General features: G+C 67.1%; 18 protein-coding genes and 1 riboswitch. Of the genes, 12 read left to right on the top strand and 6 right to left on the bottom strand.

Going from position 1 to position 19,848, the window contains the following annotated elements:
• Positions 1 to 32: 32 nt before the first annotated feature.
• Positions 33 to 785 carry a TetR/AcrR family transcriptional regulator gene (locus tag FB478_RS07725; RefSeq protein ID WP_144600115.1) on the bottom strand — a complete coding sequence of 251 codons (753 nt, stop codon included), beginning with the start codon at positions 783 to 785 and terminating at the stop codon, positions 33 to 35.
• A gap of 125 nt (positions 786 to 910) precedes the next feature.
• On the opposite strand from FB478_RS07725, the gene FB478_RS07720 reads away from it, so the two are divergent.
• Positions 911 to 1,840 carry an NAD-dependent epimerase/dehydratase family protein gene (locus FB478_RS07720; RefSeq protein ID WP_144600114.1) on the top strand — a complete coding sequence of 310 codons (930 nt, stop codon included), beginning with the start codon at positions 911 to 913 and terminating at the stop codon, positions 1,838 to 1,840.
• A 30-nt stretch (positions 1,841 to 1,870) separates the two neighbouring features.
• Here FB478_RS07720 and FB478_RS07715 read toward each other — a convergent pair whose 3' ends face one another.
• The gene (locus tag FB478_RS07715) at positions 1,871 to 4,072 is read right to left on the bottom strand and encodes an MMPL family transporter (protein ID WP_144600113.1); all 2,202 of its coding nucleotides are present in this window, start codon (positions 4,070 to 4,072) and stop codon (positions 1,871 to 1,873) included.
• A gap of 185 nt (positions 4,073 to 4,257) precedes the next feature.
• Between FB478_RS07715 and FB478_RS07710 the strand changes: the two genes are divergently transcribed.
• The 5 genes from FB478_RS07710 (at position 4,258) to pabB (ending at position 9,407) form a co-directional block, all read left to right on the top strand.
• Positions 4,258 to 4,764: a MarR family winged helix-turn-helix transcriptional regulator gene (locus tag FB478_RS07710; protein WP_144600112.1), complete on the top strand. Its 507-nt coding sequence runs from the start codon at positions 4,258 to 4,260 to the stop codon at positions 4,762 to 4,764.
• Positions 4,765 to 4,813: 49 nt separating this feature from the next.
• Entirely contained in the window at positions 4,814 to 5,632 is an 819-nt protein-coding gene (locus FB478_RS07705; RefSeq protein WP_056391909.1) for a methyltransferase domain-containing protein, read from the top strand.
• A gap of 70 nt (positions 5,633 to 5,702) precedes the next feature.
• A complete protein-coding gene (locus tag FB478_RS07700; RefSeq protein ID WP_018769997.1) occupies positions 5,703 to 6,326 on the top strand; it encodes a LysE family transporter in 624 nt (207 codons plus the stop codon).
• Positions 6,327 to 6,461: 135 nt separating this feature from the next.
• Positions 6,462 to 6,995, top strand: coding sequence for a low molecular weight protein-tyrosine-phosphatase (locus FB478_RS07695; RefSeq protein ID WP_134165020.1), 534 nt, complete (start codon positions 6,462 to 6,464; stop codon positions 6,993 to 6,995).
• 342 nt (positions 6,996 to 7,337) lie between these two features.
• On the top strand, positions 7,338 to 9,407 hold the full coding sequence (gene pabB, locus FB478_RS07690; RefSeq protein ID WP_144600111.1) for an aminodeoxychorismate synthase component I: 2,070 nt from the start codon (positions 7,338 to 7,340) through the stop codon (positions 9,405 to 9,407).
• Positions 9,408 to 9,433: 26 nt separating this feature from the next.
• Here the strand turns inward: pabB and cls are convergent, their stop codons facing one another.
• Complete coding sequence (cls, locus tag FB478_RS07685; protein ID WP_026265885.1) at positions 9,434 to 10,909, bottom strand: cardiolipin synthase; 1,476 nt, start codon at positions 10,907 to 10,909, stop codon at positions 9,434 to 9,436.
• A gap of 94 nt (positions 10,910 to 11,003) precedes the next feature.
• On the opposite strand from cls, the gene FB478_RS07680 reads away from it, so the two are divergent.
• Both FB478_RS07680 and FB478_RS07675 read left to right on the top strand, forming a co-directional pair.
• Positions 11,004 to 11,933, top strand: a complete 930-nt coding sequence (locus FB478_RS07680; protein WP_056391913.1) for an aminodeoxychorismate lyase — start codon at positions 11,004 to 11,006, stop codon at positions 11,931 to 11,933.
• Between the two features lie 59 nt (positions 11,934 to 11,992).
• Positions 11,993 to 12,457 (top strand): pyridoxamine 5'-phosphate oxidase family protein, encoded by a 465-nt coding sequence (locus FB478_RS07675; RefSeq protein WP_018769992.1) that lies wholly within the window; start codon positions 11,993 to 11,995, stop codon positions 12,455 to 12,457.
• Between the two features lie 38 nt (positions 12,458 to 12,495).
• Here the strand turns inward: FB478_RS07675 and FB478_RS07670 are convergent, their stop codons facing one another.
• Positions 12,496 to 13,200 (bottom strand): TetR/AcrR family transcriptional regulator C-terminal domain-containing protein, encoded by a 705-nt coding sequence (locus tag FB478_RS07670; protein ID WP_144600110.1) that lies wholly within the window; start codon positions 13,198 to 13,200, stop codon positions 12,496 to 12,498.
• 224 nt (positions 13,201 to 13,424) lie between these two features.
• On the opposite strand from FB478_RS07670, the gene FB478_RS07665 reads away from it, so the two are divergent.
• Entirely contained in the window at positions 13,425 to 13,679 is a 255-nt protein-coding gene (locus FB478_RS07665) for a hypothetical protein (RefSeq protein ID WP_018769990.1), read from the top strand.
• A 94-nt stretch (positions 13,680 to 13,773) separates the two neighbouring features.
• On the opposite strand, the gene opgC is transcribed toward FB478_RS07665, so the two are convergent.
• Positions 13,774 to 16,239, bottom strand: a complete 2,466-nt coding sequence (gene opgC / locus FB478_RS07660) for an OpgC domain-containing protein (RefSeq protein WP_144600109.1) — start codon at positions 16,237 to 16,239, stop codon at positions 13,774 to 13,776.
• A gap of 225 nt (positions 16,240 to 16,464) precedes the next feature.
• Positions 16,465 to 16,580: riboswitch (SAM riboswitch) on the top strand.
• Between the two features lie 13 nt (positions 16,581 to 16,593).
• Between opgC and FB478_RS07655 the strand changes: the two genes are divergently transcribed.
• The 3 genes from FB478_RS07655 to FB478_RS07645 are packed head-to-tail and all read left to right on the top strand — an operon-like array spanning position 16,594 to position 18,485.
• Positions 16,594 to 16,869, top strand: a complete 276-nt coding sequence (locus FB478_RS07655; protein ID WP_018769988.1) for a DUF1737 domain-containing protein — start codon at positions 16,594 to 16,596, stop codon at positions 16,867 to 16,869.
• Positions 16,866 to 17,276: a rhodanese-like domain-containing protein gene (locus FB478_RS07650; RefSeq protein WP_018769987.1), complete on the top strand. Its 411-nt coding sequence runs from the start codon at positions 16,866 to 16,868 to the stop codon at positions 17,274 to 17,276. The genes FB478_RS07655 and FB478_RS07650 overlap by 4 nt, the downstream gene beginning before the upstream one ends.
• The gene (locus FB478_RS07645) at positions 17,277 to 18,485 is read left to right on the top strand and encodes an O-succinylhomoserine sulfhydrylase (protein WP_056391915.1); all 1,209 of its coding nucleotides are present in this window, start codon (positions 17,277 to 17,279) and stop codon (positions 18,483 to 18,485) included. It begins immediately after the preceding gene.
• A gap of 136 nt (positions 18,486 to 18,621) precedes the next feature.
• Here the strand turns inward: FB478_RS07645 and FB478_RS07640 are convergent, their stop codons facing one another.
• The gene (locus FB478_RS07640) at positions 18,622 to 19,848 is read right to left on the bottom strand and encodes a glutamate--cysteine ligase (RefSeq protein ID WP_056391918.1); all 1,227 of its coding nucleotides are present in this window, start codon (positions 19,846 to 19,848) and stop codon (positions 18,622 to 18,624) included.

Genomic DNA, 19,848 nt, shown 5'->3' with positions numbered 1-19,848 from the left:
GCCCGCGCGCACCAACAGGGCTTCGCCGGCACCTATCGGGAGGCCCCTGCCGGCAGGCCGGCGATGCCTGCCAGGACGGCGAGGTGATGGTCGAAGAGGTCAGCGGGCGCATGGAAGGTATCCGGCCCGTACTGGTTGAACACCTCGAAGCTGACCGCACCAAAGAGGGAGCTCCACACCAGGACACCCCTCGCCACCAGTTCATCCGGAAGGTCCAGGCCAAACTCGGAACGGATGGCGGCAAGGTCCCTGCCCAGGGTTGGCGGCAGTTGTGGTGCGCCTTCGGCCGGAACTGCCAGCTGCCCTGCCCGGGAAGCTGCGTCCAGGATGCCGATGAGGCTGACGATGACCCTGGTGCCCGGGCCCGTCGTGCGCTCCGCCGGGGCGCTGTAGCCGGGCACGGGGCTGCCAAAAAGGAGCGCGTAGCTGGCAGGCTCGCGCAGGGCCCATTCCCGGACCGCGCGGCCCAGCGCCCGGAAGCGGGCAGTGTGGTCATCCTCCGGCGCTTGGGCGACGGCGGCGTCCACCGCGTCCCCAAGCTCGCCGAAGGCGTCTATCAGCAACAAGGTCAGGAGCTCGTCCCGGCTCTCCACATAGCGGTAGACCGCGGAGGACACCACCCCGAGGTCCCTCGCCACCGCCCGCAGGGAGAGAGCGGCCGCACCGTGCGTTGCCAGGTGCTGCCGCCCCAGGCGGACGATATCCGCCACGGTTTGCGCCCTTGCCCGCTGCCGCGGGGTGAGGGGGCGGACAACAGTGCCGGCTGTTTTCTCGACGTCAGTCACGGGTCCAGCATGCCATAAACGAGAGCTCCGGAATCAAAAGAGAGCACCGCTCTTGACTTAGCCGGTTTATGGGGTCATGCTGTTTCCGAGAGCGGCGCTCTCGGAAAAGGAACAAGGAGGCCACAATGGCAGATGTGTACGTAGTAACCGGAGCGGGACCGGTGGGGTGGACGGTGGCCGAACAGTTGGCAGACCTGGGACGGCAGGTGCGCGTCCTCACGCGGTCGGGCAGCGGACCACAGCACCCGCTGATCGAGCTCATCGTCGGTGATGCGAAGGATCCCGAGGTTCTGCGATCAGCCCTGGCCGGCGCCCGGGCCGTCTTCCACTGCATTCACGGCTCGGCGTACACCGCCGCGGCATGGCGGGCGGAGCTTCCCGCCGCCGAGCAGGCGGTCCTCACTGCGGCGCACCAAGCGGGTGCCGTCGTCGTATTCCCGGAAAGCCTCTACTCCTACAGCGAGCCGGACAGCGTGATGACGGAGGGCAGCCCGCGCCACGCTGCGGGCGGCAAACGCGGGGTGCGGACGGAACTGCTCCGGGCCCGCGAGGCCGCCACAACGCCAACGGTGAGCGTGGTGGCAGGCGACTTTTTTGGTCCCCGCGTCCGGATGGCGCACGGCGGGGAGCGCATGGTGGTGCCCATCCTGGCGGGGAAGAACGTCAGCGTGGTGGGCAGCTCACGGCAGCCGCACTCGTTCACGTACGTCCCGGACCTGGCCACGGCGATGATCGCGGCGGCGGACAGGCCCTCCGCCTGGAATGCCATATGGCACGCCCCCACGGGTCCGGCCCTTACCCAGATGGAGCTGGCCCACGCCTTCGCCGCCGCGGCAGGACGGCCGGCGCCCAAGGTGCGCGCCCTGCCCGGCTGGACCCTCCGCACCGCCGGGATGCTCTCAACCGACGCCCGCGAGCTGGCCGAGATGCTGTACCAGTTTGAGCGGCCGTTCATCATGGACTCGGCCGCGTCCCAGGCTGCCCTGGAAGTCGGTCCGACTCCGCTGGAAACGGCTGCTGCCGCCACCGTGGACTGGTGGCGGCAGCAGGGTTAGTGCTCCAAGGTTTAGCGCTTTGGCGCAGGGTCAGCGGCTGGGCACTTCTTCCAGCGGCTCGACGCCGGGCTCCCGCGGCCGGGCTGCATTCCCGCCGTCCGCGCGCCCCAGCTTGCTGGGCCACCAGATCTTCGGTCCGATGTCGTAGGCCAGGGCCGGCACCAGCAGCGAGCGCACCAGGACGGTGTCCAGCAGCACACCGAACGCCACTATGAACGCCAGCTGCACCAGGAACATGATGGGAATGACGCCAAGCGCTGCAAATGTGGCCGCGAGCACCACGCCCGCGGAGGTGATGACCCCTCCGGTCACCACCAGGCCACGGAGGATGCCAGGCCGGGTGCCGTGCTTGAGCGACTCTTCACGGACCCGGCTCATCAGGAAGATGTTGTAGTCCACGCCCAGGGCCACCAGGAACACGAAGCCAAACAGCGGAACCGTCGCATCCGCGCCCGGGAAGCCAAGGATGTTGTTGAAGACAAAGGCCGACACACCGAGCGCCGCCGCGTAGGAAAGCACCACCGAGAGCACCAGCAGGACCGGGGCCACGATCGAGCGCAGCAGCAGCATCAGGATGAAGAGGATCACCACCAGGACCACCGGAATGATGACCACCAGGTCGTGCTGGGCGGTGGTGTTGGTGTCCAGCGCCGTAGCGGTGACGCCGCCCACCAGGGCGCCGGGATCGACGGCCTTCACCCCGGCCCGCAGCGCCTTGACGGTTTCCTCCGCTTCCAGCGAGTCCGCCGCGTCGTTGAGGGTGGCGTTGATGATCACCTTTCCTTCGCGGACGTCCGGGGCGCTGGGAGCCCCGGGGGCTCCGGTGATGGGAACGTTGCCCGGGCCCAGCAGGTAGGCCTCGCCCACGCCGTCGTCCGCTTTCACGCGGTCCAGCACCTCGGCGGCCTTGGCCTGGTCAGCAATCACGACGGCGGGGCTGCCGCTGCCGGCGTCGAAATGGCGGGCCAGTGCGTCCTGGCCGTCGACGGCGTTGGAGGCGGTGAGGATGACGTCGGTCTGCGGTACGCCGTTGGCCTTCAGCTGGAACAGGCCGCCTGCCGCAACCAGCAGCAGGAGGACCGAAGCCACCCAGACGGTCCTGGGCCGCCGCGCTACCAGCGAACCGGTGGCACGCCACAGCCCCTTCTGGCCTTCCAGGCCCGTAACCAGCTCGGGTTCACGCTGGTCTGCAGGGAGGAGCTTGGGACGGAACGGCCAGAAGGCTGCCCGGCCCAGCAGGGCCATCAGCGCGGGCAGCAGGGTCAGCGCTGCGAACAGGGCACACAGGATGCCTGCGGCCGCCACCGGTCCCAGCGCCTTGTTGGAGTTCAGGTCGGAGAAGAGCAGGCACAGCAGCGCGATGATCACGGTGGCGCCGGACGCCAGGATGGGCTCGAAGGACGCCTTCCAGGCGTTCAGGACAGCCGCGGTGCGGTTGGTGGTGTGGGTGAGCGCTTCCCGGAAGCGTGCCACGAACAGCAGGGCGTAGTCCGTGGCCGCACCGATTACCAGGATGGAGAGGATGCCCTGGCTTTGGCCGTTGAGCTGGATCCAGCCGGCTTTGGCCATGCCGAACACCAGCAGGATTGCTGCGCACAGGGCAAACACGGAGGTCAGCAGCACCATGATGGGCAGCAGCAGGGACCGGTAAACGATGAGGAGGATGACGAACACCGCGGACAAGGCCACCAGCAGGAGGATGCCGTCAATGCCGCCGAAGGCTGCGGTGAGGTCGGCGGCAAGGCCGGCGGGGCCGGTCACGAAGGTCTGGGCACCTGCCGGGGCCGCTTCTGTGACAGTCCCGCGGAGTTCCTTGACCGCATCCTTGAGCTCAACCGAGGACCCGACCGGGACCACGAACTGCACCGCCTTGGCGTCCTTGGAGGGAATCGGGCCGATCACCGTGCTGCCCAGCTTGAGGTCTTCAAGGCTGGTCTTGAGCGTGGCCAGCTCCCCCAGCTGGGCGGGAGTGAAAGCCTCGCTTTTCTCGATGACGATGATCCCCGGGACCTCATCCGAGTCCCGGAACTTTGCCTGCCAGTCCTGCGCCTCGGTGGCCTCGGCGCTGGCGGGCAGGAATGACGCCTGGTCGTTGGAGGAGACCTCCTCCAACCGGCCGAAGGTGGGGCCGCCGACCCCGGCGAGACCCAGCCAGGTCAGCACCAGGACGACAGGGACCAGCCAGCGCAGCCAGAAAGGGACTCGCTCCTTGGCAACTTTATTGCGGTTCATGGCGCCTTCCATCGATAAGCGGGCGGAGTAGTATTTGTTCCAGCATAGATTATCTCCACCATAGAGATAAGTGGCTGCCAAGCTTTTTTCGGCAGGTAGGGGACGAATGCCGGGCCTGCAGTAATATCCGTCAGTACGGCCGGACGCAAGTGTGGGCGTGGAACCAGGAAGGCAGGGAGGTGGGCATGGCACGCAAAACGTCAGCTGGCGCGGCACCAGGACCATCCGGCGGCCCTCCCGGTGGTCCGCCACACCCGCTGATCCGCCTCCTGCAGGAGTTCACCATGGAGGCCAACCGCTATGTGGATGTCGCCGGCGGCAGGAAGGACATGCACCGCACGGACATGAATGCCCTCGCCGTCATCATGCGGCACACGGCCGCCGGGAGCGTGGTGACGCCCGGGGTCCTGCGCAAAGAGCTGAACCTGAGCTCGCCTGCCACCACCGCCCTCATCGACCGACTGGACCACTCGGGGCATATCGTGCGCGAGCGGAACAGCACGGACCGGCGCCAGGTCCAGCTGAAGATGACCCCCAAGGCCTTCCAGGACGGGGGCGCTGTCTTCGCTCCCCTGGCCCAGCACATGGGCAGCGCCATGGCGGACTTCTCGCAAGACGAGCTGGAAACAGTCACACGCTTCATGACCGCAATGGTGGAGGCCACGGTGGCTGCCCGGAGCGAGTCCGCGTAGCCCGCAGGCAATCCGCTCGTGCAATGCAGGTTGGGGGTAGCGTTTGGTTATGAGTGCGCAGCAGCCTGAAGACGACGTTTACACGCACGGCCACCACGAATCGGTGGTCCGCGCCCATGCCGCCCGTACCGCCGAAAACTCCGCGGCGTTTGTCCTCCCGCACCTCACGCCTGGTAAGTCGCTGCTCGATGTGGGCTGCGGCCCCGGCACCATCACCTGCGACTTCGCCGCCCTGGTCAGCCCCGGCAAGGTCACGGGCCTGGACCGCTCACCTGACATCATCGCCCAGGCGCAGGCCCTCGCCACCGAGCGGGAAGTACCCAACGTTGAATTCGTTGCCGGCAACATCTACGACCTCGACTTCGCCGACGAAACGTTCGACGTCGTCCATGCCCACCAGGTGCTCCAGCACCTGACCGATCCCGTTGAGGCCCTCAGGGAGATGCGGAGGGTGGCCAAGCCCGGCGGCATCGTGGCAGTGCGCGACGCCGACTTCCACGGCATGAGCTGGTACCCCGCCATTCCGGAACTGGACGAGTGGATGGACCTGTACCAGCGGATTGCCCGCCGGAACGGTGCAGAACCCGACGCCGGGCGGCGGCTGGTCAGCTGGGCACAGGCTGCGGGATTCACCGACGTCGCCCCCACCAGCAGCAACTGGCTTTACGCCACCGCGCAGCAGCGGCGCTGGCAGGCCCGCGTCTGGGGTGAGCGGGTGCTCCACTCAGCCTTCGCCGAGCAGGCGCTGGAGTACGGGTTCGCCAACCCGGCCGACCTTGCCCGTATCTCTGCAGGCTGGCACCGCTGGGGCTCCACGGACGACGGATGGTTCCTGATCCCGAACGGTGAGGTCATCGCCCGGGCCTGATCCCTGGTTGCCCAAACAGCAGCACAGGGACTGAAAAAGGGGCAGCCAATTGCCACCGTAGGATTGTTCAGTGCAATTTTCCCTCTGGCTGGCCCTGGCAGGTGCCGGCGCCCTGATCAGCTTCACCCCGGGCGCCGGGGCCATCAACACCATGAGCAACTCGCTGAACGCGGGGTTCCGCCGGTCCATCTGGGGAATCCTGGGCCAGCAGGCTGCGCTGATGGTGCACGTCCTGATCGTGGCCCTGGGCGTCGGGGTGCTGGTGGCCAGTTCCCCCCTTGCCTTCAACGTGATCCGTTACGCGGGCGCGGCCTATCTGGTGTACCTGGGCATCCGCCAGTTCCTGAGCAAGCCCACCGTGGCCCAGGAGCAGGCAGCTGCCCTTCGCAACGAACCCGCGTGGTCCATTTTCCGGCGCGGCTTCTGGGTCAACCTGTTGAACCCGAAGGCGATCGTGTTCTTCCTCGCCTTCACTCCCCAGTTCATCCGGCCCGACCTGCCCCTGTTCACCCAGTACGCCGTGTTGACGGCAACAATCGTTGTCATCGACATCCTGGTGATGTGGTTCTTCTTTGCGGCGGCTGCCAGGTCATTCCAGCGCTTCACCAACACTGAACAGGGCCAAATGGTCCTCAGCAGGGTGTTCGGTGTCCTGTTCGTGGGTGTGGGTATCCTGCTGGCCCTGATCCACTGAACCAGGCACCCACCAAACTCGGCACCAGCGTGTGACGTACCCATTCGGGCGTTAGTCATGCATCTTTACAAACCCGTAAAACTTTGTGAACAGGCGGCTAGCCAAGAGCGTTCGGAAGCGCGCATGCTTAGGGGCATGAACTCAGCGTCGAGCGCATATCGCGTCATCACCGTCTGCACGGGCAATATCTGCCGGTCCCCCATGGCCGAGCTCATGCTCAAGGCAGCGCTTGAACGCGAGGGCCTTGACGGCCTGGTGGAGGTGGACTCCGCCGGCACCACCGGTTACGAAGCGGGCCGGCCCATTGATCCCCGCGCCGCCCGCCGGCTCGCCGCAACCCAGCTGGCCTCGGACCACCACGTGGCCCGCGAGTGGGAACCCGGGTGGTTCCGCGAGCGCGACCTGATCCTGGCCCTGGACATCGACCACTACGCGTGGCTCACCGAGGCGGCGCCGGACCAGGAATCCCTGGACAAGATCCGGATGCTCCGCAGCTTCGATCCCACCATGGCGGAGCGGGACCGCCTGGATCAGGGCATCGAGGACCCCTGGTACGGCGGCCACGCGGATTTCGACGCCGTCTGGCACCAGATCCATGCAGCCCTGCCCGGCCTGGTCCAGCACATCAGGTCCGCGGTCCTTCGGAACACCCAGCTGCAGCCGCACTAGGCACCAAAAACTCTTCAAGCGACGGTGCAATCCAGCGGCACCAGGAGTATTTTCTTGCTGCATGCCCGGCCTGGTCCAGCACATCCGGCAAGTACGCACGGCTCCTCGCCACACTGGAAGAGGCAGAGTCTCCGGCTGGGCGACATGGCCCGACAAGGACCGCGCCCTGAAGCGTGCAGGCATCGTGCATGCCGGCGCCAACGCCGCCTGGCGAGGGCAGGGGCTGTCCTGCTGCTGGTGAGCGGGTTCCTGGGCGGCCACCTGAGCAGCGGCCGTCACGCATCGGCGCAGCAACGGCCCCGCGGGTGAAAGGGTGCAACGGAAAACGGTACGCTCTAGTCCATGAGCCCAGCCCCCGTCATCATCGCCATCGACGGGCGCTCCGGTGCAGGCAAGACCACCCTCGCCGTCGAGCTCGCGGCCCGGCTCCGGGCGCACCACAAGGTCTCGCTGTTCCACCTTGAGGACATCTACCCGGGCTGGGACGGACTGGCGGCGGGCATTGAACGCTACGTCTCCACGGTCCTCACCCCGCTGAGCCGGGGGCAGGCGGCCTCCTGGACCAGCTGGGACTGGGCTAACCACTACGACGGCGACGCCCGGGTGACGCTGCCTGCGGAGATCGTCATCGTTGAGGGAGTGGGGGCCGCCGCCGAGGCCGCCCGCCCCATGCTGGGCGCGGTGATCTGGGCGGAATCCCCGGACGACGTCCGGCGGACCCGGGCACTGGAGCGCGACGGCGCAACATATGAACCGTACTGGGACCTGTGGGCAGCCCAGGAGCAAGAGTGGCTGGGCCGCGACGACGTCCCCGGCCACGCGGACCTCCGCGTCCGGAACCTCGCCGATGGCTCAGCCCCCGCGGACCTCCTCCAACTCCTCCCCTACCTGCCCGCCCTGGCTCCGGTCCTCGCCCCCGAGTTGTCAGCCCGCCGCGGCCTTCGCCTTCATGCCGAGCGCATTGAAGCCGCCCCGGACGCACCCACCCTGTTCCACTCACTGTATGGCGGCTCTGGCAACGCCGTCTGGCTGGAGTCCTCCAACACAGGCAGCGGACCGGACAGCACGGATCCTGTACAGCGGACTGCCGCAGAGCGCAGCCGGTTCAGCATCATGGCGGACGACGGCGGCACATTCGGCCAGTGCGTCACGCACCGTGGCGGTGTGAGCCGGATCAGCGCCGGCTCGTCCACTGCCAACGTTCCGGGCCCCTTCTTCCGCTGGCTCGACACCGTCTGGGGCCGCCGGGCGGTGCGGACCCCCGAGGGCTACCCCGGCGAATTCACCCTGGGCTGGCTGGGCTGCCTGGGGTATGAGCTGAAACGCGAAACCGGCGGCAGCGATCTTTCCGCGCCCACGCCGGACGCAGCCCTGATCTTCGCGGGCCGAGCGGTGGTCCTGGACCACGCCGAAGGCACGGCCTGGCTCCTGGCCCTGGAGGCGCCGGACGCCGGCGGGTGGCTGGTGGAGGCGCGGGCAGCCGTGGAAGCCGCCGCGGACCCAACGCAGGAAGCCGGCGGCAGCACCGGCGTCGTGCGTCCCACCACACCGCCCACTTTCCGCAGCCGGGACACCGGGGCACGGTACCGGGAGAAGATTGCCGCCGCACAGCATCAGATCGCCCAGGGAAACACCTACGAAGTGTGCCTGACCACCACCCTCGAAGCCACTGTCCCGGCCGGCTCGCTGGATCCATGGGCCACCTACCTGTCGCTCCGCAGCAGGAACCCGGCCCCGTTCGCCAGTTACCTCCGGCTGGGAAACGTTGCCGTGGCCAGCACCTCGCCCGAGCGGTTCCTGAAGATAGGGTCCGACGGCGGAATGCGCGCCGAACCGATCAAGGGCACCCGGCGCCGGGCTGCCGACCCGCAGGAGGACAGCCGCCTGCGGACGGACCTGGCCACCTCCGTCAAGGACAGGGCCGAGAACATCATGATCGTGGACCTGCTGCGCAACGACCTCAGCCACTTTGCCATGCCTGGCTCCGTTACGGTCAGCAGGCTTTGCGCCATCGAGAGCTACGCCACCGTCCACCAGATGGTCAGCACCATCGACGCCCACCTCCTGCCCGGAGCACCACGGGCAGAGGCGGTGGCGGCCTGCTTCCCGGCCGGCTCCATGACCGGGGCTCCGAAGATCAGCACCATGGCCATCCTTGACAACCTGGAGGCAGGGCCGCGGGGGATCTATTCAGGTGCCATCGGCTACTTCTCGCTCAACGCGGCGGCGGATCTCGCCGTCGCCATCAGGACCCTGGTGGTCAGCACGGCTGGCGACGGAACCGCGGAACTGTCGCTCGGCGTCGGCGGTGCCATCACCTCGGACTCCGACCCGGACGACGAATATGAGGAGATCCGCACCAAGGCCTACGGGGTGCTCTCCACCCTGGGGGCGGAGTTTCCCGAAGACTGACCCGGGTTTAGGGAGGTACGTCCGTCCTACTGCACCGTGGCCGTCAGCCGGGCCACGTTGTCCACATAGCGCGCGGCGAGCGGCCGGTTCAGCCAGTCTGCCAGCTTCAGCTCATGGGAGATGTCCCGGTAGGTGTCCTCCACCGCCCGCATCTTGTTCACGATGTCCTCGCCCAGGAGCATCACGGAGACCTCGAGGTTCAGCGAGAAGGACCTCATGTCCATGTTGCTGGAGCCCAGGACGGCCACCTCGTCGTCGATGGTGAAGTGCTTGGCGTGCAGCACGAACGGCGCCTTGTAGAGGTAGATCCGCACGCCGGCCTCAAGGAGCGCCTCATAGTAGGAGCGCTGGGCGTGGTGGACCAGGAACTGGTCGCCCTTCTCGGACACGAACAGCTCCACGTCGACGCCGCGCTGCGCTGCCGTGGTGATGGCGTACAGCAGTGAATCGTCCGGAACGAAATAGGGGCTGCAAATGGAGATCCGGTGCTGCGCGGAGTAGATGAGCGTGTTGAAGAGCCGGAGGTTGTTTTCCGTGATGAACCCGGGACCGCTGGGCACCACCTGGGCCGTGACGTGGCCGGGCTCCGGATTCGCGGGGAGCTGCAACTGGTGTTCCAGGGATTCGTCGGTCTCGCTCAGCCAGTCGGTGGCGAAGACGACGTTCAGGGTGGTCACGATGGGCCCGCGCAGGCACGCCATCAGCTCCACCCACTCGCGGCCGGCCTTGCGGTGGCGCGGGTTGTTGTAGGAGGGCTCGATCAGGTTCTGCGACCCCGTGAAGGCGATTTCGCCGTCGATCACCATGATCTTGCGGTGGTTGCGCAGGTCCGGCCGGCGCCACTGGCCATGGATGGGCAGGAGGGGAAGCATCCGCTTCCACTGGATCTTGCCGGCCCTCAGGCGCTTCAGCAGCTTCCGGTAGCCCTTGATGCGCAGCGTGCCGATGTGGTCGAACAGGAGCCGCACTTCCACGCCCCGCTCGGCGGCCTCTTCCATGGCCGTGAGCAGGTCGTTGGTGACGTGGTCGGAGCTCATGATGTAGAACTCGGCGTTGACGAACTTCTTCGCCTTCCGCACCGCGTGGGTCATGGCCAGGATGGAATCCGGGTAGCCGGGGATGAGGTCAACGGAGTTGTTGTCCACCATGGGCAGCGAACCCAGGGTGCGGTTGAGCTCGGCGGCGGACTTGACCCACTCGGGGCCGGGGTAGTCGCTGTCCACGTCCGAGAGGGCGGTGATGCCGGCCCGCACCCGGTCGTTGACCTGCTCCTGCTGGGCGCGGCGGCGGCTGGACAGCTGGAAGTTTCCAAACAGCAGGAACAGCGCGATGCCCACGAATGGGATAAAGAAGATGCCCAGGAGCCAGGCCATCGCCGTGGTGGGCCGCCTGTTGCCGGGGATGATGCCCAGTGCCAGGACCCTGATGACAAGGTCGGCGAAGCCCAGGAGCACCACAACCCACGTCGGCGCGGTGCCGGCAAGCGAAAAAGGCCACAACACGTCAATAACTCCCGGGGAGGTTGGGCCCCGGGGAACGGTTTCCGGCCGGGGCGCTCTGCCCAGCTTATCCGCGGTGCCGCACTAAGCTGGTGCCATGAGCTCTCCAGCCCCCGTGGTTCTCGTTTTCCTTGACCCCGCCTTCCCCGACGGCAGGGTGGCGGATGCCTCCCAGCCCCAGCTGCTGGTCACGGACCTTGGCGTCACGCGCGGTGACGGCGTGTTCGAAACCATGCTGGCGGTTGGGGGAACGGTGCGGAAGATGCAGGCCCACCTGGACCGGCTTGCCGGATCCGCCGCGGCGCTGGACCTGGACATCCCGGACCAGGATGTGTGGCGGCGCGCCATTGCCGCTGCCGTTGCCCGGCACCGTTCGGAGAACCCGCCGGCAGACCCGGCGGCAGATGAACTGGTGGTCAAACTGGTGGTGACCCGCGGCGTGGAAGGCGCGCCTGCCCCCACCGCCTGGGTCCAGGCCTCACCGGCCGGAGCTGCCGCCCGCCGCCAGCGGGAAACGGGCGTCGACGTCATCCTCCTTGACCGCGGCTACGACAGTGACGTGGCCGAACGGGCACCCTGGCTGCTTCTGGGCGCCAAGACGCTCTCCTACGCCGTCAACATGGCAGCGCTGCGCCACGCGCATAAACAGGGCGCCGACGACGTCATCTTCACGTCCTCCGATGGCCGGGTCCTGGAAGGGCCCACCTCCACGGTGCTGCTGGCGCATGTGGAGAAGTCCGACGACGGCACAACAGTGAAGCGCCTCATCACACCACAGCTGGACAGCGGCATCCTGCCTGGAACGTCACAGGGGGCTCTCTTTGCTGCCGCCAAGGCGGCGGGCTGGGAACTGGGCTACGGGCCGCTGGTGCCACAGGACCTCCTGGACGCAGACGCGGTCTGGCTGATCTCCAGTGTCCGCCTGCTGGCGCCCGTGAACCGGATTGACGGCAGGGAGATCGGCACCCCGTCTGTGCAAAAGGAACTGACCACAGAACTGAGCGGACTTTTCGCCGGCATCCATTAGCCCGCAACAGGCAGGGCCGGCCCTTTTCCCGCCCCGGCATCACCCGTAAGGTGTGCACCATGGACTCGCACAAGCTGCCGATCGAAAAACTGTCCTTTGACGACTGCTGGGAACTCCTTGACACCGACACGGTGGGCAGGCTGGCCATCGTGGTGGACGGACATCCGGAAATCTTCCCCGTGAACTACGTTGTCCACCTGCGCAGCATCGTCTTCCGCACGGCACCCGGCTCAAAACTGTGGGACGCGAAAATGGAACGCCCTGCCGCGCTGGAGATCGACGGCTACGACCCCACCACCGAACTGGCCTGGAGCGTGGTGGCGCGGGGCAATACCGGGATCATCGAAGACCAGGCCGTCAAAGATGCGGTGGACAGCCTTGGCCTGGAGCCGTGGCAGCCCGGCGAAAAGGCAAACTACGTCAGGCTGAACGCCAAGGCGCTGACCGGACGCAGGTTCCAGGTGAACCGCCCGGACGTCTGGAACACCCGCCTCCAGGACCGGCGCCGGGCGTCATTCGAATAGCGGCCGCTCAACGACCACGCCTTTACACGGCCGCTCCGTCAGGCGCTGGAGCTTGCCGCCTGCCGTGAAAGCTGGGCTTCCAGCCCGGACAGCAGGATGGTGAGCCCTTGGTCAAGCTCCTTGGCGCCGTCGTAGTCAGCCAACGCCGGCGCCAGCGCACGCAGCCGGGGGAATTCCTTCGCGGGCAGCCGGTGGAGCCCCAGCCGCAGCAGCACCTCGTTCTCTTCCGGGTCCACCACGTACTCCTGCAGTTCGTTCAGGAGGTGCCCGTAGAGGAAGCCGTAGTAGGCGCGGTAGACGTGCAGCGCATCAGCCGGCTCGAATCCTGCCGCCACCAGCAGGGTCAGGATCTGCTCCAATGGCCGCAACGTGCCCAGCGGACGCATGCCCAGCGGCGTGGAGAGGGGCCGGGTCACCAGCAGGGGGACAACGTTGGGATGCTTGAGCGCCAGCATCCGCAGGTTGTGGGCGATGCTCCGCAGCTGCGCTTTCCAATCCGGGTCCTCCGGATGAATCGGAAGCTGGTTGAGCACCAGCTCAGAAACCCCGTCCAGCAGCGCCGCGCGGTTCTCGGCGTAGCGGTACAGGCTCATCGGGTCCCGGCCAAGCTCCTGCCCCAGGCGGCGCATGGTCAGTGCATCCAGTCCTTCGGCATCAACCAGTTCCAAGGCCTTGGCCAGCACGACCTCCCTGCTCAGCCTGGCCTTGGCGGGGGTGCGGCCGGAAGCGTGCGGGGGATTCATGGTGTTGTCCTAGCGGTGGAAGTGGCGGCCCGGATTAATCGAGACGGTTGCCTTACTTGTAGTCTACGAGTAAAGTCTACATCGTAGACAGGCGCTGACGACGCTGAGGCCCCAGATGCTTTTCACGGGACCCAACCTATAGATTCGATGGCCATGTGCAGGGCATCAAATCTTGCTGCTGTAGCCGAACGGCGGCGCCGAGCACTTAGCGAAGGGAAGCCATCATGGCACATTCGCAGTTCGATACTTTTCTCCACGAAGCCACCTACCCCGACCACGCCGCTGGTTCCAGCATGGACCGCGACCGCCTCTACGGCCTGTACACCAGCTGGTGCTTCCTCAACCAGCAGCCGGCCGGCACCGAGTCCACCTTCTGGGCAGCCATGAAGCACCGGATCCCGCCGCGCCGCAACGGGCTGCGCATGAAGGGTCCTGCCGCTGCGGACTACATCATGACCAGCTACCCGGGCCTGGTCTGAGACCCCCGGATTCGTAAGAGGCCACCGGGCAGCCGGGTGGTACATGATCAAATGCTGTGGCACGCCCGTGCCGCAGCATTTTTCATGCCCCGGGCTAGGTAGGGATGATCCGGAAGAGGAACCTGGTGCGGACCATCACCCAGAGCAGCCCCAGGACCACGGCGTAGGCCACGGTGTTGAGGAAGATGCTTTGCTGCTGCAGGGCCGGGATGTTGGCCACGACGGCGATCAGCACCACGTGCATGATGAAGACGTACAGGGTGGCCCGGCCCAGCGGGACCAGGAACCAGCCCAGGGCCCGGGTCACCGGTTTCCAGTAAGCACTGAGGAATGCGTACGCAGCCACCACCAGGACCAGGACGTTGAGCAGCCGGCCCGGGGCCAGGTATGTCCGGCCGAACAAGGCGTCATACATTGCCCGGTAGGACGCATCCGGCAGAAGCGCCAGTCGGACGTCATAGGCGTTGGCCAGGTAGGGGTTGCCCCAGGACAGGAAGGCCAAAGCGAATGCTGCCGTGGTGCAGGCAACCACCACCCACGTGTGGCGCGACAGCCACGCTGTGATGCTGCGCCGATGGTAGCCCGCAACCAGCCCAAGCACGAAAAGCACCTGCCACACCAGCAGCGGGAAGGAGTCCTCAAACTGCGAGGGCAGGATCCGGAACCTGGTCATGGCACCTGCCGCATACACGGCAACCGACACCGCCACGACCCAGATGGCCTTTCCGCGGTTCAGCGCCGCGAGGATCAGCGGGCTGACCAGCAACAGCACCACATAGAGCCCCATGACATTGAACTGCCAGGGACCGAACTGCAGCAGCACGATGGCCGGAAGCACCTGGGGCGGGACGGGGAACTGGAACAGCGATGACATGCCCGCATAGAGGTCGTAGGTCCGGCCGGCGCCGTTGTGCCCGGCGCCGCCGGTCCCCTGGTCCACGAACGTGGTCAGGGCCTCGGTGTGGAAGAACGGGAGCAGGGACAGAAGGAAGACGCCGATCAGCACGGCCAGCGCCGTCAGGTAGAGCTTGCCGGCGCGGCGGGTCGTGAGGTCGACCACCTGCCCGAAGTCCTCCCTGGCCTTGGGGCCGTACACCATGCCCACCACCAGTCCGGAGAACAGGACGAACAGTTCCGCACCCGACACGAAGCCCACGGCCTCCTGGGTGAGCAGCTGGAACAGCGATGCCATGCCCAGGTGGTTCACCACCACAAAGACGATGGCCATCCCGCGCAGCAGATCGATGCGCGAGTCCCTGGCGGAGGGATCCTGGTAGCCCCAGGCCGTGGCTGCGTTGATCCGGCGGGGTATCTGCCACAGGGCCACCAGGAGGATGGCCATGGCGGCGGCAACAGTCCAGGCGGCAGCCCCGGAGAGCGTGTTGGCCCGGACGTAGGTGCTCCCGGATGCCACGTCGGTGACCGGCCCGGTGACCATTGGCGATGCCTTCAGCCTGTCCAGGGCCGCTTTGGCGATGCCCGCCTGTCCCGTGAGCAGCCAGCTGATGCTCGCCACGCCGGTATCCCTGGTGCTGGTGCGCTCGTCCCAGACAACGGCGGCCGTCCCGGCAAAAGCTGGGGAAGTGGCAGTTCCCACCACCTGGTCCCACCAGCCCGCCTTAATGTCCGCCTCCTGCGCGCCGCCGGACGCGGGGCTGTAGAAAGCAGAGGTCTGGAGGAGGAACGGCTTTTTGCGCCCCTCGGAATAGGTGCCGTAGAAGTTTTCGCCGCCGGAGGCCGTCAGCATGTCCTGGAGCTCGCCGGCCCTCGGCTGGGAGTTGACGGCGGGGCCGCCGGCCGTGTCGTCGTGATAGGCGGCCAGCCCCACCCAGTCCACTGCGTCGTCGCCCGGGTAGTACGGGGCGTAGGCGCTGTCGCTTGAGTTCCAGGCCCCGTCGCCGTTCGTGTCCAGGAGGGAAAAGCCTTCGGTTCCGGGCTGCGGGGCATCCCGGTTGCGGTCAAAGGGGTAGTCCTTGCCCAGGTAAGGCGCCCACACCAAGGTGGCCCGGCCGCCGTCGTACTTCTTGAACGCTGCCGCCACAGCCCTGAAGGCCTGCCGGTACGCGGCGGGCTGCTGGCCCCAGGCCACCCAGCTTGCATTCATGTCCGGGGCGAACCGGATCAGCAGCTGCCCCTTGAACCCGGACGTAAGGTCGCGCACCTGCGCTGCGAATGCTTCTGCTTCCGCGGTGCCGAGCTGGCCCAGGGGCACTGACGGCTTCACCGTGAGCAGGGCGTGGGCGCCTAGGGACGCGGCCTGCTGAAGGAAGCCGTCAAGGTCGTTCCGTTCCGAATCGCGGTAGGGGATGGTGATGTCGTGGCCGAAGACGGCCGGACTGGCACCAAGCCGGCCGCTGAAGCCTGCGGCGGTGTCCTCGCCCCACTCGAGCACCGCGCCCAGCCAGGGCTTTCCCTTCTCCGGCGCAGCGTCCGCCGCATGCGCCGGCGCAGCCGCCAGCAGGGCAAGGAGGCTGACGATGGCCGCGGCCAGGAACGCACCGATGGACGGCCGGCGGGTCCCGCGGATGGCGGCCTGGTGGCGCGATGTGTTTGCCCGCATGCTGACAGGACCCCCGGTGCTCATTGCTGTGACGACGGGGCGGCGCCCCGGTAAGAACTTTATCGGCCCCGCGGCCCCGGGCGGCACGTGGCGGGCCGCCCACCTGCGGCGATGTCCGCCGTCGCGCTTTCCTTCAACCCCGCGCCTCCCTTCAGCGCTGCTCAATTACGGAACATGACGACGGCGGCGGTGCGGCTTGGCGCGGCAGATGTTACGTTTTTGGGGAGTAATGAGTACCGGTGTGAAGCCCTGACTGGCCGGTCGGCAACCCTCCCTTTCGCGGCGGGGTGCCTCAGGTGAATACTCGGCATATCGACCGATTCGAGCTGCAAGCGTGAAAGAAGGAGATCCGTCGTGTCTGACGCACCTGCCCCTGACGAAAAATTGTCCTACCGCCTGATCACCGGCCCGGATGACCGTTCATTCTGCGAGCGGATCTCCACGGCCCTGGCCGACGGCTATGTGCTGCACGGCAGCCCGGCAGCCACCTTCAACGGCACCAGCGTGATCGTGGCGCAGGCAGTGGTCCTTCCGGCGGCAATCGCCTCGGCCGATGCCGCGGTTGCCACCGCAGTGGATGAACTGGACGCCGAATTTGAAGGCGAGTTCGACGGCGAGGGCCACGCATGAGCTACGCGGGAGACCTCACGCCCCAGGAAGCATGGGAGAAGCTGGAACAGGGCGCCATCCTGGTGGACGTCCGCACCGAGGGCGAATGGGCCCACATCGGCATTCCGGACACCAAGGCCACGGACAACGACCCCCTCTTCATCCAGTGGACCTTCCCCGGCGGCATCCCCAACCCCGACTTCATCAACGACCTCAGCCAGCAGGCGCCCGAGGACCGTTCAACCGAACTGGTGTTCCTGTGCCGCTCCGGCCAGCGGTCCATCGCGGCAGCCATCGCGGCCACCCGGGCCGGCTTCACCTCCTACAACGTGCTGGAGGGCTTTGAAGGCGAGCCGGACCGCTATGGCGAACGCACCGTCAACGGCTGGAAAAACCGCGGCCTTCCCACCAACCTCGGAAAGAACTAAGTGACCTTCAACCAAGACGCCCCCGGCTGGAACCCCGACACCCAGGCTGTCCGTGGCGGGCTGGACCGCACCAACTTCCAGGAAACGTCCGAGGCCATTTTCCTGAACTCCGGCTTCGTCTACGAATCCGCGGCAGCAGCTGAACGCGCCTTCACCGGCGAGGACGAACGCTTTGTCTACTCCCGCTACGGCAACCCGTCCGTGGCCACCTTCCAGGAGCGGCTCCGGCTGCTGGAAGGCACCGAAGCCTGCTTCGCGACGGCGTCGGGAATGTCCGCGGTGTTCACCGCGCTTGGTGCCCTGCTGGCTGCCGGCGACCGGGTGGTGGCCGCCCGGTCGCTGTTCGGTTCGTGCTTCGTGATTTTGAACGAGATCCTTCCCCGGTGGGGCGTGGAGACCGTCTTCGTGGACGGGCCGGACCTGGACCAGTGGCGCGAGGCCCTCTCCAAGCCCACCACCGCCGTCTTCTTCGAATCCCCGTCCAACCCGATGCAGGAGATCGTGGACATCGCCGCGGTCAGCGAACTTGCGCATGCCGCCGGCGCCAAGGTGGTGGCGGACAACGTCTTCGCCACTCCCCTGCTGCAGCGCTGCGGTGACCTGGGCGCCGACGTCATCGTCTACTCCGGCACCAAGCACATCGACGGCCAGGGCAGGGTCATGGGCGGCGCCATCCTGGGCACCAAGGAGTTCATCGACGGTCCCGTAAAACAGCTCATGCGCCACACCGGGCCCGCACTCTCCGCGTTCAACGCCTGGGTCCTGACCAAGGGCCTGGAGACCATGAGCCTGCGCGTGAACCATTCCTCCGCCACGGCGCTCCGGCTCGCAGAGTGGCTGGAAGAACAGCCCGCCGTGAGCTGGGTGAAGTACCCGCTGCTCAAGTCCCACCCGCAGTACGACCTGGCGGCACGGCAGATGAGCGCCGGCGGTACGGTCCTCACGCTTGAGCTGGCTCCCTCCGGCGGGCGCTCCGGCAAGGAAGCGGCCTTCGCACTGCTGGACGGGCTGCGCATCATCGACATCTCCAACAACCTTGGTGATTCGAAGTCCCTGATCACGCACCCCGCCACCACCACGCACCGCGCCATGGGGCCGGAAGGGCGCGCCGCCATTGGGCTCAGTGACGGCGTGGTGCGGCTCTCGGTAGGGCTCGAGGACCCGGAGGACCTCCTCCGCGACCTGGAACAGGCCCTCAAGCAGATCTAGCCGCGCGGGAAGCCGTAGTTCCTCTGGGTCCGGGCGACGCGCTTCCTCACTCTCGATGCGCAGATTCCCTGGCGCGCACCAAATATGGGCCGCGAGGAGGAATCTGCGCGTCGGGAATGGATATGCGCGTCGAAGGTCAGCTCTGGCGGACCCGCAGCAGTTCGGGCGTGCCCTCCACGTCAGCAAGGTCCAGGGCATCCCGCATGGTCACGTTGACGGCCTGCCGCACCACGGCGCCGAACCCCATGTCCTCCGGGGGCGGTCCCGCCAGCGCCTTGTCCCGGGCGCGGCGCTGTTCGGCGGCTCCCGTTCCGCGGGCGATGATGTCCTCCACCCCCTGCCGTGCCAGTGCCAGCTCCCCCTGTTCGGACAGGACGGGAGCCAGGTAATCCACCAGGGACCGGACCACGTCCGCGGCCGGTGCGGGCCGGAAATTCCCAAAATCCAGGAGTTCACCGCTCAGCCCGGCGCTGCTGGCCTGCCACGAGGCCATCCGGAGGAGGACGGTGGGAACCGGCGCAGGATCCACGTCGGCCTGCCATTCCCTGCTGGCGGATTCCACCAGCGCCCGAACCAGCACGGCAATGAGCGCTGCATCCTCGGCACGAAGGCAGACGTCCGCCACGCGAACCTCGACGGTGGGGTGGTTGCGGGACAGCCGGGCGTCGAAGTACAGCATGCCCTCATCGAGCATGACGCCGCTTTCCAGCAGCCGCGTCACCACGCGCCGGTAGGCAGGGTACGTCCCGTAAATACCGGCCGGGCCCGCCGTGGGCCACCGGTTCCAGGCCTGGGTGCGGTAGCTTTCAAACCCGGTTGGAACGCCGTTCCAGAAGGGCGAATTGGCGCTCAGGGCCGTCAGCACTGCCAGCTTGTCGCGGATCCGGTCCAGGACCGCCACGCCCTCTTCGGGCGATTCGATGAACGTGTGCACATGGAAGCCGCAGGTCAGCTGCTCCTGGGCGGTGAGGCCGAAGCGCTCCAGCATTTTGGCGTACCGGGGGTCGGGCGTCGTGTGGGTGGTGGAGGCCAAGGGCGAGGTGGCGAGGGCCGCCACCCTGGCGCCATGCTTCCTGGCGGCCTGGTCCGCCAGGGCGCGGCCCGCGCGGATCTGTTCGAGCAGGCTCCCGTATTCGAGGCACGGACGGGTCTGGGTCTCGATCTGCTCAAGCTTCAGCTCGGCACTCAAGCCCATCTCGTCGTCGTAATCCGCCTGTTTTCCGGAGTGGTGGACCTCCGGGTCCACGGGAAGATCGTCAGCCGCAACGCGGTGGCCGGCCAGGAGGGCGTCGGCCAGGGCAAGGGGTTCCCCGGACTCCGGATCAACGATCAGGAGTTCCTCCTCTACGCCAAAAGTACGCAT

The organism is Arthrobacter sp. AG367, assembly GCF_007828995.1.
GTDB lineage: Bacteria > Actinomycetota > Actinomycetes > Actinomycetales > Micrococcaceae > Arthrobacter.
The sequence above is the reverse complement of the archived record's forward strand: the minus strand, read 5'-3'. Positions and strand labels throughout refer to the sequence as shown.